The following is a 14372-nucleotide window of genomic DNA, read 5'->3' on the forward strand; positions in this document are numbered from 1 at the left end:
TCGCCGGGGTGAGGTCCGCCTCGGCCGCCAGCAGCTCGGGGCTGGGCTCCTCACCACCGGAGCGCAGGGTGAGTTCCTCGCGCATCTCCTCAAGGGCCATCAGCTCCTGCACCTGGCGGCCCAGGGTGATCTCCTGCTCATGGCTGAGCAGCGGCACGCGGCCGATGTCCCGCAGGTAGGAACGCAGCGAATCGCCGGTGGGGACCAGCAGGGACCCGGAGGCAGCCGTAACCGTGGAAGCAGCCGTGACGGTGATCGAAGGCATCGTCCCTTGTTACGAAACCATTTGGTTTCGTAAATCTACCATCACTTCACGGACTCGCTCCGACCTGGAGCGGTGCCCACAATGGAGCCATGGGTGCCGACCGGCTTCAGAAACTCGTGGCGGCCGCTGGGCTCTGCTCCCGCCGTCAGGCCGAGGCCTGGCTGCGCGACGGTCGGGTGCGGGTCAACGGCGCGCTGGCCCAGCTCGGCGACCGGGCCGACCCCGCCTGCGACCGGATCAGCGTCGATGGCCGGCCCCTGGAGCTGCCCACCAGCACCCTGACGCTGCTGCTGCACAAACCGGCCGGAGTGCTCAGCACCTGCCATGACCCCCACGGTCGCCCCACCGTGCTGGAGCTGCTGCCGCCGGAGTTGCGCCCCGGCCTGCATCCGGTGGGCCGCCTCGACGCCGACAGCCGCGGCGCCCTGCTGCTCAGCAACGACGGCGCCCTCACCCTCCGCCTCACCCATCCTCGCTACGGCCACCGCAAGACCTATCGGGTCTGGGTGGAGGGGCTGCCCCGCACGGCCACCCTGGAGCGCTGGCGGGCCGGCGTGCCCCTCGATGGCCAGCCCAGCCTGCCGGTGGAGCTGCGGCGGCTGCGCCACCACCGCGGTGCCACCCTGCTGGAGCTGGTGCTGCGGGAGGGCCGCAACCGCCAGATCCGGCGCACCGCCGAGATCCTTGGCCACCCGGTGCTCGACCTCAGCCGCATCGCCATCGGCCCTGTGCCGCTGGGGGATCTGGGGGAAGGGGCGTGGCGCAGGGTCGAACCGGGAGAATGGGGCCCCCTGGCCGTCGCTCCCTGAGCCCCCCTTCCTTGCCCACCCCGGCCAAGCCCCTGCTCCAGCGCCTGCGCGAGCGCCTGCCGGGCCAGCGCCCGTCGCGTCCGGTCGTCGAGGAGCGGCCCCAGGATCCCATGCTGCTCGCCGGCCAGCAGCTGCGGGAGGCGCGCGAGAGCCGCGGCCTCGGCCTGCGCCAGCTCGCCCTCGACACCCGCATCAGCACCGCCGTGCTGGAGGCCCTGGAGCGGGGCTGGCGGGACCGGCTGCCGGAGGCGGCCTACCTGCGCACGATGCTGCCCCTGCTGGAGCAGCACCTGGAGCTGCCCGGCGGCAGCCTCGATGGTGTGCTGCCGCCGGAGCAGGACCGCCAGCACGGCCGGCGGCGGGACACGGTGCTGCTGCGCTTCACCCCGGGCTCGATCGATGTCTTCACCACCTGGCAGGGCACCGTGCTCTATGCGGTGCTGTGCGGCGGTCTGATCTACGGGCTCAACCTGCAGCAGCGCCGGCTGGCCGCCCAGGGGCTGCATGTGCTGCGGCCGATCCCGCCCCTGAGCGCCGAGCAGAGCGAGCGGGCGGATCTGGAGGATGCGGATCGGGCGATTCTGGGCGCCTACCCCGACCTGCGCCCCCTGGGCAAGGCCGCCGCTGGCCAGGGGCTGCAGCGGTTGCGCCGCGAGACCGGCCAGAACCGGCCCGATCTCTCCCTTGGCCTGCTGCGCCTGGAGCTGGTCAGGCCCACCCGGGTGACGCTGCGCAGCGACCGGGGCGTCGATACCCTGCTGCCGGCGGTGCAGGGCAGCCTCAGCCTGCCGGTGCTGCCCCCCTTCAGCCTGCGGCTCGAGCCGGCCCCGCCGGCCGGCTCCGTACGCTGGAACGGCCAGCCGCTGGCGCCCGCGGCGGCCGCCGATCCCCGGGGTGTGGCGGCCCCGCCCCAGGGCCAGGCCCAGTTCGTCTACCCGCCCCCGGCTCCGGCTCCGGCTCCGGCCGCGGCCCCGCGGCCCCGGCCGTAGCGGGCCGCCATGGCCCCGAAGCCCTGCAGGGGGCCGGCCAGCGCCGACACCGGCCGCGACAGCCGCCAGCTCCAGTTGCCATTGATGGTGCCAGGGGTGTTGAAGCGTGCCTCGTCGCCCAGCTCCAGCAGGTCCTGCAGGGGCACCACGGCGAGATCGGCCGATGAGGCCAGCGCCACCTCCAGCAGCTGCCAGCTCGGCGCCCGCACCTCACCGCCCACCACCGCCGCCACCCGTCCCCGGGCCCCGTCGTCGAGGTCCCGCCACCAGCCGAGGCTGGTGGCGTTGTCATGGGTGCCGGTGTACACCACCCAGCGGCTGCCGCTGTAGTTCGCCGGCAGGTAGGGGTTGTCGTCGTTGCCGTCGAAGGCGAACTGCAGGATCTTCATGCCCGGCAGGGCGAAGCGGTCCCGCAGGGCCTCCACCGCCGGGGTGATGACGCCGAGATCCTCGGCGATCAGCGGCAGCCGGTCGCCGGGGAGCAGCCGTCCCTGGCGGCGGCAGCGGGAGCGCAGGCGGCCCAGCAGGGCGCCGCCGGGTGATGGACGCCAGGAGCCGTGCTCGGCGGTGGCATCGGCGCCGGGGACGCTCCAGTAGGCCTCCAGGGCCCGGAAGTGGTCGAGCCGCAGCAGATCCATCAGCTCCAGCTGCCGCTGCAGCCGCTGCAGCCACCAGCGGAAGCCCGTGAGGCGATGCACCCACCAGCGGTAGACCGGGGTGCCCCAGAGCTGGCCGGTGGCCGAGAAGTAGTCCGGCGGCACCCCGCTCTGCTCCACCAGCCCACCGCCTGCCTTGAGGGAGAACAGGCGCCGGTGGCTCCAGACGTCGGCGCTGTCGTGGGCCACATAGAAGGGCAGGTCCCCCACCAGGCGTACACCCTGGCGATGGGCCCGCTCCTGCAGCCGGCCCCACTGGACCTGGAGCTGCCACTGCAGCAGGGCCTCCTCCTGCAGGGCCTGGCTCTGGGCGTCGACCAGGGCCCGCAGGGCGGGGGCCTGACGCCGGGCCAGGGGCTCCGGCCACTCCCACCAGGGCCGCCCCCCCTGGAGACGGCGGATCACCATGAAGCGGCAGTGGTCGACCAGCCAGAAGCGCTGGCGCTGCTCCCAGCGATCGAAGGCCGCTCGGCGCTCCGGTGGCTGCCCGGCCCAGCCCCGGGCCAGGGCGGCCGCGATGGCCGCCGAGCGCTCACCGGCGACGGCCGGATCGAGGTGATCCTCAGGTCCGCTGGGCAGGGCGTCCCGGTCGGCGGGGGTGAGCAGGCCGTCGGCCACCAGGTCGTCGGCATCGATCAGCCAGGGGTTGAGGGCCGAGCCGCTGGGGGAGCTGTAGGGGGAGCCGGTGCCGTCGGTGGGGGCCAGGGGCAGCAGCTGCCACACCCCCACCCCCTCGGCGGCCAGCAGGTCGATCCAGTCGCGGGCGGCGGCCCCGAAGCTGCCGCAGGCCCGGGTGCCCGGCAGGGCCGTGGGGTGGAGCAGAACGCCGCAGGCCCGGGGGTCGCCGCTCACGGTTTCGGAAGCCGGTAGCGGTCCACGATCCGGCGGGCGAAGGCCGGGATGTGGGCGTCGACCTTCTCCGGGTGGTGGCGCTGCAGCCAGAGGGCATTGCGCGTGAAGTGGGAATCGATCGAGAAGCGGCCGTATTCGAGCCCCTTCGGCCCGAAGCGCTGCACGAACACCCCCACCAGCTCCGCCAGCCACATCGGCAGTTTCAGGGCCTTTTCGTAGGCGTCGATGCCCTGCTGCACCGCCTGGCGGCGTTCGCCGGAGCTGGTCACCGGCGCCAGATCCAGTTCCGGTTCCACCAGATCCAGCAGCTCCTGGCCAAGGGGGTTGCGCACGGTGACCCACTGGCGGCCGAACGTGGCGCCCATGTAGCCCACCACCAGATCGGCGCCAGCGTTGGTGTAGTCGAAGCAGCTGAGGCAGCTGGGGGCGAACACGTCCTTGAGGGCGGGCGTGTCGAGGCCGAAGAAGGGCACCGTCTCCTGGTGGCCGTCGCTGTGGCGGAAGTGGATGCGGAAGTCCTGCATGAACTCGTAGTGCACCACCGTGTCGGGGGAGCGGCTGGCGCTCTCCAGGAAGGTCTGCAACCCCTGGCGGCTGACGTTGTCGACGCAGGGGAGCCCGAGCACGTAGAGCTTCTGCAGGGGCAGGGTGGCCTGCACCGCCCGCAGGGCCTGGATCTGGCAGCCCACGCCGATGGCCAGCAGCCGTTCGATGCCGCTGCCCGGCAGCTGCTCGAGCACCTCCAGGTTGGGGGAGAGGGTGGGCTTGTTGACGCGGGCCGCCAGCACCTCCTCCGGGGTGCGGGCCAGCACCGGCACCGGCGTGAAGCGGTCGTCCTCGCTCTGCTGCACGCACAGCACCGCATCCACCAGGCCGCTCTCCAGGGCCCGCACGCCGATGCGGCTGACGATCCCCGTCCACTGGGCCCCTTCGATCGGCTGGCGCAGCCGGGCGGTGACCATGCGCTGGTGGACACCGAAGTAGAGCTCATCCTCGTCGTCGAGGCGGCGGCTGCGGCCGTGGGCCTGCTCCTCCATCGCCTCGAAGCGCTGCTCCAGGAAAGCGCAGGCCCGGCGCACGTAGGCCACCCAGCGGCTGTCGCAGAGGCCGCAGTCGCTGCAGAGATCCTTGGCCGGTTTGGGGCTGCCCTTGGCCAGGGGTCGGGCTCGATCGTGCGGCGCCAGGGACGACGGCGCCGGTGAAGGAACGGAGGACAAGCGGTGGTGGGCGCAGGAGCTCGACGCTCAACCTATCGGCCATGGCGGCCCCATGCCGCAGGAGGCCGGCGACGCCTGCGCGAGAGTGCCCGCAGCTCCCCACCGTTTCGGCCCCGATGCCCGCCCGCCGGAAGCCCCGCCCAACCGAAGCCCCCGGCACCGGGACCCCGAAGGCCCCGGCCCCGAAGCGGCGCCTGGCCACCGGACGGCTGCTCAAGAGTCTCGGCGTCACCGCCGCCGGCGCCGTGGTGGGGATGGGCGTCCTGGGCCTGCTCTGGCCGATGCCCGACCGGGCCCTGGCCCCCACGCCCGAGGTGGGTCCGGCCAGCCTGGCCGCCCCGCCGGCCCGGGCCATCACCCTGCTGGTGATCGGCAGTGATGCCGAGGCGATCGGCGCGCCGATCAACAAGGCCGCCCCCGCCGGGCCGGCCAACGCCGATGCCCTGCTGCTGGTGCGCGTCAATCCGCAGGGGCCCCTGCAGGTGCTTAACCTGCCCACCGAGCTGGCGGTGAACCTGCCCGGGCAGAAGGGCCCCAAGCGCCTGGGTGAGGCCTTCCGCCTCGGGGGCGTGGCCCTCACCGCCGATGCGGTGCGGGAGCTGGTGGGGCTGCAGCCCCCCGCCCCCGACCGCTACCTGGTGCTCCCGCGGGGGGCGCTGAGGGATCTGGTCAACGGGCTGGGGGGGCTGGAACTGAGCCCGCCGCGGCGGATGAGCTACACCGACAGGACCCAGAAGCTGACCATTGACCTGGAGGCCGGGCTCCAGCAGCTGGGGGGCGCCAAGGTGGAGCAGCTGGTGCGCTTCCGCGACACCTGGCTGGGCGACACCGGCCGCCGCAGCAACCAGCAGCTGGTGGCCACCAGCCTGCGCGAGCGGATGCTGCAGCCGGAGCGGCTGGCGAAGCTGCCGTTCCTGGTGAGCCAGCTGCAGCCGAAGGTGCAGACCAACCTGACGCCGGGCGAAACCCTCAGCCTGCTGGCGGCCGGACTGGACGGCAGCCAGCCGGTGCAGTTCGCCAGCCTGCCGCTCAAGCCCGCCGAGGAGAAGCACAAGGGCCTGCGCCAGCTGGAGGCCGGCGCGACGCCGCCGCTGTGGAAGGAGCCGGCGGCCCCGTAGCGATACTGGGCCGCATGGCCATGCCTCCGGAACTGCTGGTGCCGAGCACCTTCCAGCACTACCTGCTGGGGTTGTTCGCCGTGGCCAACAACTTCCCCGCCATCGGGCCGTTCCTCACCCTGAGCCAGGGGGTGCCCGCCAGCCAGGTGCGCCGGGTGATCCGGATCACCACCCTCTCCAGCCTGCTGATCATGCTGGGGGCCTACTTCCTGGGCACGGCGGTGCTCCAGTTCTTCGGCATCAGCGTGAGTGCCTTCCAGATCGCCGGTGGCCTGCTGCTGGGCTTCAGCGGCCTGAGCATGCTCAATGCCACCGATCCGGGCGATTCCCACGAGAAGAACTTCGATGTGTCGCGCATGGATGTGGGGCAGATGACCTCCTCGGCGATCGTGCCGATCTCCCTGCCCCTCACCACCGGTGCCGGCACGATGTCGACGATCACGGTGTATGCCGAAGGCGCCCGTACCCTCAACCACCGGATCGAGCTGTTCGCGGCGATCTGGGCGATGGCCATCCTGATCGGCCTGATGTTCACCTTCGCCACCCGCCTCACCCGGCTGCTGGGCCATGTGGGCATGACGGTGCTGATCAAGGTGATGGGCCTGTTCACCCTGGCGATCGGGGTGCAGTTCATCGCCACCGGCGCCACCACCCTGCTCAGCCGGGTGACGCTGAAGATCTGAGGCCGGCCGGGGGCCTCCATCGGTCCCTGACGGTCAATCGGGTCGCGCCCTCCGGCGGAAGCTGAAACCAGCCGGCTGGGATTCCTCGCTGCCGTTGGCCTCGATCGTCTCGCGGCAGCGCTGCAGCAGCTCCAGGCGCAGGGCCTCGGGGCTCTCGATGCGGAGGCCGCCGCCGAAGGCGAACAGCCAGTTGCGCAGGTCGATGTCGGCGGCCACGGTCCAGGGGGGCAGGTCAAGTTCCACCGGGTAGGGGTGGCGGCTGCCGGCCGGGCCGGGATCGAGCACATGGGGGGCCCTGGGGTGGTGCCACCAGGTGTCGTCAGGGAGCGGCCGGGAGAAGCGGGTGTGCTCGATCGGGTAGCGCTGCAGGCCCTCGCGGATGAAGGCGAAGACCCAGGGGGCGCAGCGGAAGCGCAGGGTCACCAGTGCCTGACCGCGGCGCTGGGGGGAGGCGCCGGTGATCTGCCGCTGCTGCTCCAGGTCGGTGCCGAAGTAGATGCCGCCGCTGTGGTGCAGCAGCCGCTCCAGCCGCTTCAGGGCCGCCGCGTGGCTGTCGGCGCTGCGGCGCAGGTCGCCGTGGGCCTGGGCCATGGCGAGGCGATCGAGCCGTTCGCTGCGGATCAGCCCCTGGTCGTGGCCGAGGTGGTCCTCCTCGAACAGGAGATACCAGCCGACGTGGTGGAAGATCAGCTGCAGCGGCCAGACCCGCCGCTCACCGCTGGGGCCGTCGGCGAAGCTGCCCATGCCCGGGAAGCGCTTCAGGAGCACGCGGCGGTGCTCCACGATCGCCGTCTCGATCGCCTCGGCGCGGCGCGGCGCGGCCAGCGAATCGCGCCGCACCAGGGCCATGTCCACCACGGTGTGGCGGGCGTAGCTGCGCACTGGCGCCTGTTCGGTGGCGCTGATGCCCGACCAGCCCAGCCGCTCGTCGAGTTCGCTGAGCAGGTCCTGGGCGGAGGGGTCGGCCAGGCGCCCGGCGGTCTGGCGCACCACGTTGTGGAGCTCCCGCAGCCGCGGCGGCGACAGCACGGCGGTGCCGAGGCAGTAGCCGTGGCGCACGTTGTCGTTGCGGTGGCGGAAGCCGTAGGGGGTGAGGATCTTCTCGAGATCCTTGCGCAGGGTGGCCGTTTCCCCCGGCAGATAGGCCCCCGGGATCGCTTCGGTGGCGGCGATCAGGTGCTGGTGCAGGTTGCCGCCGCGCTCGGCCGGCCGGTCGAAGGGCACCTGGAGCAGGTGGCGCAGCAGGGTCATCACCCGCAGGAACACCGGCCCGTCGCCCATCGGCGGCAGCCCGCCATGGACGGCGCCGGGCCGGCTGCGGGCCAGGGGCGCCAGCTGGATCGGTGTGGCGGCCGGCAGGGCGCTGCAGAAGCCGTTGGCCTCCAGCCAGGCCAGGTTCTGCCGGATCGAAGCCGCATCGGAATAGCAGCTGCCGTGCAGACGGCCCAGGAAGGCGGCGGCCCGATCGGCCAGATCGCCCTCCGGCAGGGGGGAGAGGATCGCCGCCAGCTCCTCGGCGCCGACGGGATCGCTGGCCGCCAGGTCGGGCCAGGTGCTCAGCAGGCGGATCAGGTGCAGCAGCCGCTCCAGATCGAGCAGGCGCGAGTAGCCATGGCGCTGCACCTGGCGCTCCCGGTTGGTGGCCGAGCGGATGCGGCGGTCGAGCCCGGCCAGTTCGGCCGCCAGCACCGGCGCCAGATCGTCGTGGTGGCTGGGCACCACGGTGCAGAGGGCGGCGAAGCCCTCGGCACGGGAGGGCCCGAAGTGGGGATCGGCCAGGGCGGCGGCCATCTCCTGGATCACCGACACCGGCACCGGCCGGCTGCGCCGGGCGTTCCAGGCCAGCGAGGTGGGCAGATCGGTGTACAGCCACCAGCCGATCCACTCCACCGGTGCCGGCAGGGGCAGGCCCTGGGTGATCGCCAGCCGCCAGGCCCGGCGGGCGTGGGTGGCATCCACGATCACCGGGATGCCGGCCGCGACGGCCTCCACCAGGCGCTGGTGCAGCCGCTGCTGGATGTCCACCCAGGGGCCCTGCACCGCCGCATCGCCGAAGACCTCCTCCCGGATCGCATCGGTGGAGAGCACCAGGGCGGGGGGCTCGCCGGGGCCGGCCAGCAGGGGCGCCAGGGCCCGGGCCAGGGTGGTCTTGCCGCTGGCGGGCTGGCCGATCAGCAGGTGGCAGCGCAGGGGCGCCATGGCGACAGCAACCGGGGAGACCCCACCACTCTTTCGCACGAGGGGTGCGCTGGTCAGCCGGCGTGAGCGACAGGCCAGACAGATCGCCACTGCCGATGTCGTGATCGCCGCCACCACCCTTGCCCAAGGCGCCCAACTTGCCACCCCCAACCCCGCCAACTTCGAGGCGATCGGCTTGGAGCTGATAAACCCCTGGACTTATGGCCTTTCCCACCGCCCCTGACCATGGCCCTCCCCGTCACCAGCAACGCCAACGAGTTCGATTCGCCCATATCCTGGCGAGCGTGCTCACGGGTGAGAGGAAAAGGTGCTCGTGCTCAGGATCGACAAGCCCATGTCGGAGGTGCAGTTCAAGGGTCTGCGCCGATCGATCGAAGTGGACAATGAGGTGGTGGCATACTCGTATCCTCCTTGGCTCAAGCTTGCCTTGAGACCGAACTGCAACACCATCAGCAACCTAGAGCCTGCATCCCCTCAGGCACCTTCTTTGCGCGTATTACTGACGTGATTATCTACCTCGAAACGCGGGAAGAGTTCCTCAAGCACGTTCGCGAGCAGCGTATCGAAGAGGAGGTGCGTGAGCGCTATATCGCCATGACCGGTCACAAGGTGGCTACCAATGAATTTCGCGCCTGGCAGAATTCGCTACAGTGCGTGGGCAACGTGCTGCAGTTTGAGGCGATCCCAAAAGAGTTGGGGGTGGCGATCGAATACCGCATCCACAACACCGCCAAGCGTATTGACCTGCTGCTTTCAGGGCGCAACGAGGCCGGAGATCCGGCGGCGGTGATCGTGGAACTGAAGCAGTGGGAAACGGTGGAACCCACCGATCTGGATGGGGTAGTGCGCACCTTTCTGGGTAAGGGTCCGCGCGAGACCACACATCCCTCCTATCAGGCGATGAGCTACGGGGCGCTGCTCCGTGGATTCAACACGGCGGTGGTGGAGCACAAGATTGCCCTAAGCCCCTGTGCTTACCTGCACAACTGCAAAGACGGTAGCGGCATCACCGATGCCCGTTACCAATCCTATCTGGAGCAGGCGCCATTGTTCCTACGCCATGACAATGCTGCCATGGCTGCCTTCCTGCGCCGCTGCCTGGAGGAGGGTGACCGAGGTCGCACGATCGAGCAGATCCGCGATGGGAAGGCCAAGCCCAGCAGGCAGCTCGCCGACGCAGTGGAGCGGATGCTGAAGGGCAACGCTGAGTTCGTGCTGATCGACGAGCAGAAGGTGGTGTTCGAAAAGGTGCTGGCCTTGGCCCGTCAGCTCCGGGAAGGGCGGCATTGCGTGCTGCTGGTGCAGGGCGGGCCCGGTACCGGCAAATCGGTCGTGGCTGTCAACCTCCTGGCCCGGCTGCTTGGGATGGGGCTGAATGCTCGCTACGTCAGTAAGAACATGGCACCCCGACATGTTTACCGGGCCAAACTCACCGGCTCCCTTACGAAAGGGGAGTACGACAATCTTTTCTGTGGCTCAGCTTGCTTCGTGGGGTGCCCGGAGGGGTTCTATGACGCCCTAATCGTGGATGAAAGCCACCGGCTGATGACCAAGACCATCTACGACAAGGAGGGGGAGAACCAGATCAAAGAGATCATCCACGCCAGCAAGCTGACAGTGTTCTTCCTCGATGAGGATCAGCGCGTCACCTTCGATGATATCGGCAGTACGGGTGAGATCGAGAAATGGTGTCAGTTCCATGAAGCAGAATTGCATCGTGATGTGCTGCCATCGCAGTTCCGATGCAGTGGCTCCGATGGCTATCTGGCTTGGCTGGATCAGACCCTCGGCATCTGCGACACAGCGAACGGGCGGCTGGAACAAGGCAGTTACGACTTCCGTGTGTTCGACGATCCGATGGCCCTGCACGAGTCGATCCGACAGGCCAACAGTGGGAACCAGGCGCGGATGGTGGCGGGTTATTGCTGGAACTGGACATCGAAGTATCACCCCAAGGCCTGGGACATCACGATTGAGCCCTACGGCTATAGGGCACGCTGGAACTTGAGTAAGGATGGCAGCGTGTGGATCATGAAACAGGGAACGGTCGAGGAGGTGGGTTGCATCCACACCTGCCAGGGGCTGGAGCTGGAGACGATCGGGGTGATCATCGGGCCGGATCTGGCATTCCGTGATGGCCAGGTTGTGTCGGTGCCGACGGCACGGGCACGATCGGATCAGTCACTGAAGGGCTACAAGGTGGGTCTGAAACGCGAACCCCAGGCGATCCGACTGAAGGCTGACGCGATCATTCGCAACACCTACCGCACCCTGATGAGCCGGGGCACGAAGGCTTGCTGGGTCTTCGCCTGTGATCCGGAGCTCCAGGCCTACCTGCAGGGACGGCTGGAGGGTCAGTGCGATGTCGGTTGAGCCCCAGTGACGGACAGCCGCGACGAGCTGTTCATCCCCGACCAGCCGTTGGGTCCCTCGGCGCCAAGGTGGCCTTGGCACGCCGGCTCGGGTTGATCGATCCAGCCTTCGTGCAGGCCCTGCACCCTCTGCCCAGGCTGAGCGATCCCCTGCCCATTCGGCGGATTCCGCCTCCCTGAGCGATCCCGCCCACAGCTCGCTTCTGGCCGCCGTTTATGCCGAAGCTCGTGCCAATCCCCTCTGGGCTCCCCTGGCCACCGTGCTGGCGGACCAGCCGGCCTCGACCCAGAACCCACCCTCTGGATCAGGGCCTCCTTCTGATCCCCCTCGCCTCTCCCCATCCCTGCCACCCTGAAGCCTCCCGCCGGCTCGCTTTGATCCCTCCCCAGAAGCAGATGACCGGCATGCTCGGCCATCCGGTGGCCGAGAACCCGATCGATCGGATGTTCGATGCGGTGTATGCCCACCACGGGCTGTGCTGGCAGTTCTTGAAGAACGACATCGCCAACGCCCAGGGCCTGGCCCTGGCGGTGCGGGCCCTGGTGCCCCTGGGCTACAGCGGCATGGCCATCACCGTGCCGTACAAGGTGGCGGTGCTGCCCCTGCTCGATGCCGTCGATGACGACGTGCGGGCCATCGGTGCCGCCAACTACCTCACCATCGAGGCGGGCCGCCTGATCGGCCACAACAACGACGGCAAGGGGGTGGTGAAGGCGATCGAGAAGCTGGCGCCCCTGGCGGGCCGGCGGGTGGTGATGCTCGGGGCCGGCGGTGCCGGCCGGGCGATGGCGGTGGAGATGGCCTGGGCCGGCGCGGCCCACCTCACCCTGATCACCCGGCGGCAGGAGCAGGGCCAGGAGGTGGCCGACACGGTCACCCGCGCCTCCGGGGTGCCGGCGGTGTGGCAGGCCTGGGAGGGGGAGGTGGTGGTGCCGGCGGGCACCACCCTGCTCATGAACGCCACCCACCTGGGCTGCGCGCCGGAGCTGGAGCCGTTGCCCGTCCGCTGGGACACGGTGGATCCGGCCTGCGTGGTGGTGGACGTGATCACCAACCCCCGCATCACCCCTTTCCTGGCCACGGCTCGCCGCCACGGCTGCACGGTGGTGGATGGCGTCGAGATGCTGGTGCAGCTGGCCATGCAGATCTTCGAGCAGTGGACCGGCCTCACCCCCGAGGAGGCGGTGTTCCAGCGCGCCGTGGCCGAGGCCCTTGGGGAGTGAGCCTGGCGCCCTTACGTTGGCGGGCGTTCTCTCCGGCATCCCCATGACTCGGGTTGTCCCTCTCGCCACCCTTGCGGCCCTCGGCCTCCTGGCCGGCTGCGGACGCCCCGATGGCCGGGCCCTGCAGACGATCGCCTGCCAGCAGGTGGCCAGCACCATCGACCTCCAGTCGGTGGGCCAGATCGATGCCTTGCGCAAGGCCCTCGGCCTGGCACCGGGCGTCGATCCGATCGGCACCTGCCGCGAGCTCGGCGTGAAGATGGAGCCCAGCGTCCCCGGAGCGGCCGGGGCCGGCGGTGAAGCCGAAGAGGGCGAGAACGGCGAGGAGGAACGCAGCGAGTGAGGCCTTAAGCCGCCTGCAGCACCCGCCAGCGGCCCCGCAGCACCTGCTGCAGCGCCGCCATCGCGGCCCCGGCCTCCTCGCTTTCCGCGCCGCACTCGCCACCGCTCTCCGGCAGCCAGCCCAGCCAGGGCAGGCCGTCGCAGCGACGCATCATCGGCTCCCAGTCGCCGCCCACCTGCACCAGCCCGGCCAGGGGCACCCGCCAGTGCTCCAGCAGGGCGGCGCCGGCCGCCGGCAGCCCCGTGTCCATCTGCTCGCCCCGCAGCACCAGCAGGCAGGGCTGGCGCCAGGCCCCGAGGGCCTCGGCCCAGCTGCCGCCCCGCTCCAGCGGCAGGCCCACATCGACGGGCAGGGCGGCCAGCCAGGGGCCCGTCGCTGCCGCCCTCAGGGCCGCCAGGCCGGCATCGGGGCCGCCGGCGCCGGCCAGCTGCCGCAGGGCCACGCCTTCGGCGGCGGCCAGCCGCGCCGCCACGGCCGCCAGGCCCTCCAGCTCCCGCTGCCGCCCCAGGCCCACCAGCAGCAGGCCGCCCTTCGGCCCCGCATCGAACCCTGAAACCGACATGGTTGTTTGCACTGTCTGGGCCGGCTCGCTTCTACCATCGTGATGCGAAGCCACGCCGCCTGCGCCCTTGGCCACTTTCTCGACCGCTGAACGGGTGGAGCAGAGCGGGCACCCGCCCCTCACCAGCCACGATCCCCGGCGGCTGCGGCTGTTCTGTGGCAACGCCAACCCCGACCTGGCCCGCGAGATCGGCGCTTATCTCGGCGTACCCGACGGCCCGCGGGTGATCAAGCGCTTCGCCGATGGCGAGGTCTACATTCAGATCCAGGAGTCGATCCGCGGCTGCGACGTCTTCCTGATCCAGCCCACCTGCGCTCCGGTGAACGATCACCTGATGGAGCTGATGATCATGGTGGATGCCTGCCGGCGGGCCTCGGCGCGCCAGATCACGGCGGTCATTCCCTACTACGGCTACGCCCGCGCCGACCGCAAGACCGCCGGCCGCGAATCGATCACCGCCAAGCTGGTGGCCAACCTGCTGGTCAAGTCCGGCGTCGAGCGGGTGCTGGCCATGGACCTGCACTCCTCCCAGATCCAGGGTTACTTCGACATCCCCTGCGACCACATCTACGGCTCCCCCGTGCTGGTCGATTACCTCGCCACCCGCGACCTGGGCGAGGTGGTGGTGGTCTCCCCCGACGTGGGCGGTGTGGCCCGGGCCCGGGCCTTCGCCAAGCAGATGAAGGATGCGCCCCTGGCCATCATCGACAAGCGCCGCTCCGGCCACAACGTGGCCGAGAGCCTCACCGTGATCGGTGACGTCGCTGGCAAGACGGCGATCCTGATCGACGACATGATCGACACCGGCGGCACCATCTGTCAGGGGGCGCGGCTGCTGCGCTCCCGCGGCGCGGCCCGGGTGCTCGCCTGCGCCACCCATGCCGTCTTCTCCCCCCCGGCCATCGAGCGCCTCTCCGAGCCGGGCCTGTTCGAGGAGGTTGTCGTCACCAACAGCATCCCCCTGAGCCCCGATCTCCATTTCCCCCAGCTGCGGGTGCTGTCGGTGGCCAACATGCTCGGCGAGGCGATCTGGCGCATCCACCAGGAGAGCTCGGTCAGCTCGATGTTCCGCTGAGCGGCTCC

13 protein-coding genes are annotated in these 14372 nt (G+C 70.4%); 8 read left to right on the plus strand and 5 right to left on the minus strand.

What is annotated here, in order from left to right:
• Window positions 1-265, minus strand: a 265-nt coding sequence (locus tag VB738_RS03355; RefSeq protein ID WP_323304406.1) for a sigma-70 factor domain-containing protein, incomplete at its 3' end; no start/stop codon positions are given.
• An 89-nt stretch (window positions 266-354) separates the two neighbouring features.
• Between VB738_RS03355 and VB738_RS03360 the strand changes: the two genes are divergently transcribed.
• Both VB738_RS03360 and VB738_RS03365 read left to right on the plus strand, forming a co-directional pair.
• Window positions 355-1074: a pseudouridine synthase gene (locus VB738_RS03360; RefSeq protein WP_323304407.1), complete on the plus strand. Its 720-nt coding sequence runs from the start codon at window positions 355-357 to the stop codon at window positions 1072-1074.
• An 11-nt stretch (window positions 1075-1085) separates the two neighbouring features.
• The gene (locus VB738_RS03365; RefSeq protein WP_323304408.1) at window positions 1086-2063 is read left to right on the plus strand and encodes a helix-turn-helix transcriptional regulator; all 978 of its coding nucleotides are present in this window, start codon (window positions 1086-1088) and stop codon (window positions 2061-2063) included.
• Here the strand turns inward: VB738_RS03365 and malQ are convergent.
• Window positions 2006-3571, minus strand: a complete 1566-nt coding sequence (gene malQ / locus VB738_RS03370) for a 4-alpha-glucanotransferase (protein ID WP_323304409.1) — start codon at window positions 3569-3571, stop codon at window positions 2006-2008. The genes VB738_RS03365 and malQ overlap by 58 nt on opposite strands.
• Window positions 3568-4788, minus strand: a complete 1221-nt coding sequence (locus tag VB738_RS03375; protein WP_323304410.1) for a Coenzyme F420 hydrogenase/dehydrogenase, beta subunit C-terminal domain — start codon at window positions 4786-4788, stop codon at window positions 3568-3570. The genes malQ and VB738_RS03375 overlap by 4 nt, the downstream gene beginning before the upstream one ends.
• Before the next feature lie 116 nt (window positions 4789-4904).
• Here VB738_RS03375 and VB738_RS03380 point away from each other — a divergent pair, with 116 nt between their 5' ends.
• On the plus strand, window positions 4905-5906 hold the full coding sequence (locus tag VB738_RS03380) for an LCP family protein (RefSeq protein WP_323304411.1): 1002 nt from the start codon (window positions 4905-4907) through the stop codon (window positions 5904-5906).
• Window positions 5907-5920: 14 nt separating this feature from the next.
• The gene (locus VB738_RS03385) at window positions 5921-6589 is read left to right on the plus strand and encodes a MarC family protein (protein ID WP_323304412.1); all 669 of its coding nucleotides are present in this window, start codon (window positions 5921-5923) and stop codon (window positions 6587-6589) included.
• A 33-nt stretch (window positions 6590-6622) separates the two neighbouring features.
• On the opposite strand, the gene VB738_RS03390 is transcribed toward VB738_RS03385, so the two are convergent.
• Entirely contained in the window at window positions 6623-8788 is a 2166-nt protein-coding gene (locus tag VB738_RS03390; RefSeq protein ID WP_323304413.1) for an AAA family ATPase, read from the minus strand.
• A 504-nt stretch (window positions 8789-9292) separates the two neighbouring features.
• On the opposite strand from VB738_RS03390, the gene VB738_RS03395 reads away from it, so the two are divergent.
• From VB738_RS03395 to VB738_RS03405, 3 genes are all read left to right on the plus strand, one after another.
• Window positions 9293-11161 (plus strand): DUF2075 domain-containing protein, encoded by a 1869-nt coding sequence (locus VB738_RS03395; protein WP_323304414.1) that lies wholly within the window; start codon window positions 9293-9295, stop codon window positions 11159-11161.
• A gap of 395 nt (window positions 11162-11556) precedes the next feature.
• Window positions 11557-12384, plus strand: coding sequence for a shikimate dehydrogenase (locus tag VB738_RS03400; protein WP_323304415.1), 828 nt, complete (start codon window positions 11557-11559; stop codon window positions 12382-12384).
• Between the two features lie 43 nt (window positions 12385-12427).
• Entirely contained in the window at window positions 12428-12727 is a 300-nt protein-coding gene (locus VB738_RS03405; protein ID WP_323304416.1) for a hypothetical protein, read from the plus strand.
• A gap of 4 nt (window positions 12728-12731) precedes the next feature.
• Here the strand turns inward: VB738_RS03405 and VB738_RS03410 are convergent, their stop codons facing one another.
• Window positions 12732-13289: a hypothetical protein gene (locus tag VB738_RS03410; RefSeq protein WP_323304417.1), complete on the minus strand. Its 558-nt coding sequence runs from the start codon at window positions 13287-13289 to the stop codon at window positions 12732-12734.
• 67 nt (window positions 13290-13356) lie between these two features.
• Between VB738_RS03410 and VB738_RS03415 the strand changes: the two genes are divergently transcribed.
• Window positions 13357-14364, plus strand: a complete 1008-nt coding sequence (locus VB738_RS03415; protein WP_416233147.1) for a ribose-phosphate pyrophosphokinase — start codon at window positions 13357-13359, stop codon at window positions 14362-14364.
• Window positions 14365-14372: the final 8 nt, after the last annotated feature.

The organism is Cyanobium gracile UHCC 0139, from assembly GCF_034931325.1.
Lineage (GTDB): Bacteria > Cyanobacteriota > Cyanobacteriia > PCC-6307 > Cyanobiaceae > Cyanobium > Cyanobium gracile_B.

Bases quoted from the DNA above. Each gene is read 5' to 3' on its own strand.
- VB738_RS03360 (WP_323304407.1), top strand. From the start codon at position 355: ATGGGTGCCGACCGGCTTCAGAAACTCGTGGCGGCCGCTGGGCTCTGC.
- VB738_RS03380 (WP_323304411.1), top strand. From the start codon at position 4,905: ATGCCCGCCCGCCGGAAGCCCCGCCCAACCGAAGCCCCCGGCACCGGG.
- VB738_RS03385 (WP_323304412.1), top strand. From the start codon at position 5,921: ATGGCCATGCCTCCGGAACTGCTGGTGCCGAGCACCTTCCAGCACTAC.
- VB738_RS03390 (WP_323304413.1), bottom strand. From the start codon at position 8,788: ATGGCGCCCCTGCGCTGCCACCTGCTGATCGGCCAGCCCGCCAGCGGC.
- VB738_RS03400 (WP_323304415.1), top strand. From the start codon at position 11,557: ATGACCGGCATGCTCGGCCATCCGGTGGCCGAGAACCCGATCGATCGG.
- VB738_RS03405 (WP_323304416.1), top strand. From the start codon at position 12,428: ATGACTCGGGTTGTCCCTCTCGCCACCCTTGCGGCCCTCGGCCTCCTG.
- VB738_RS03410 (WP_323304417.1), bottom strand. From the start codon at position 13,289: ATGTCGGTTTCAGGGTTCGATGCGGGGCCGAAGGGCGGCCTGCTGCTG.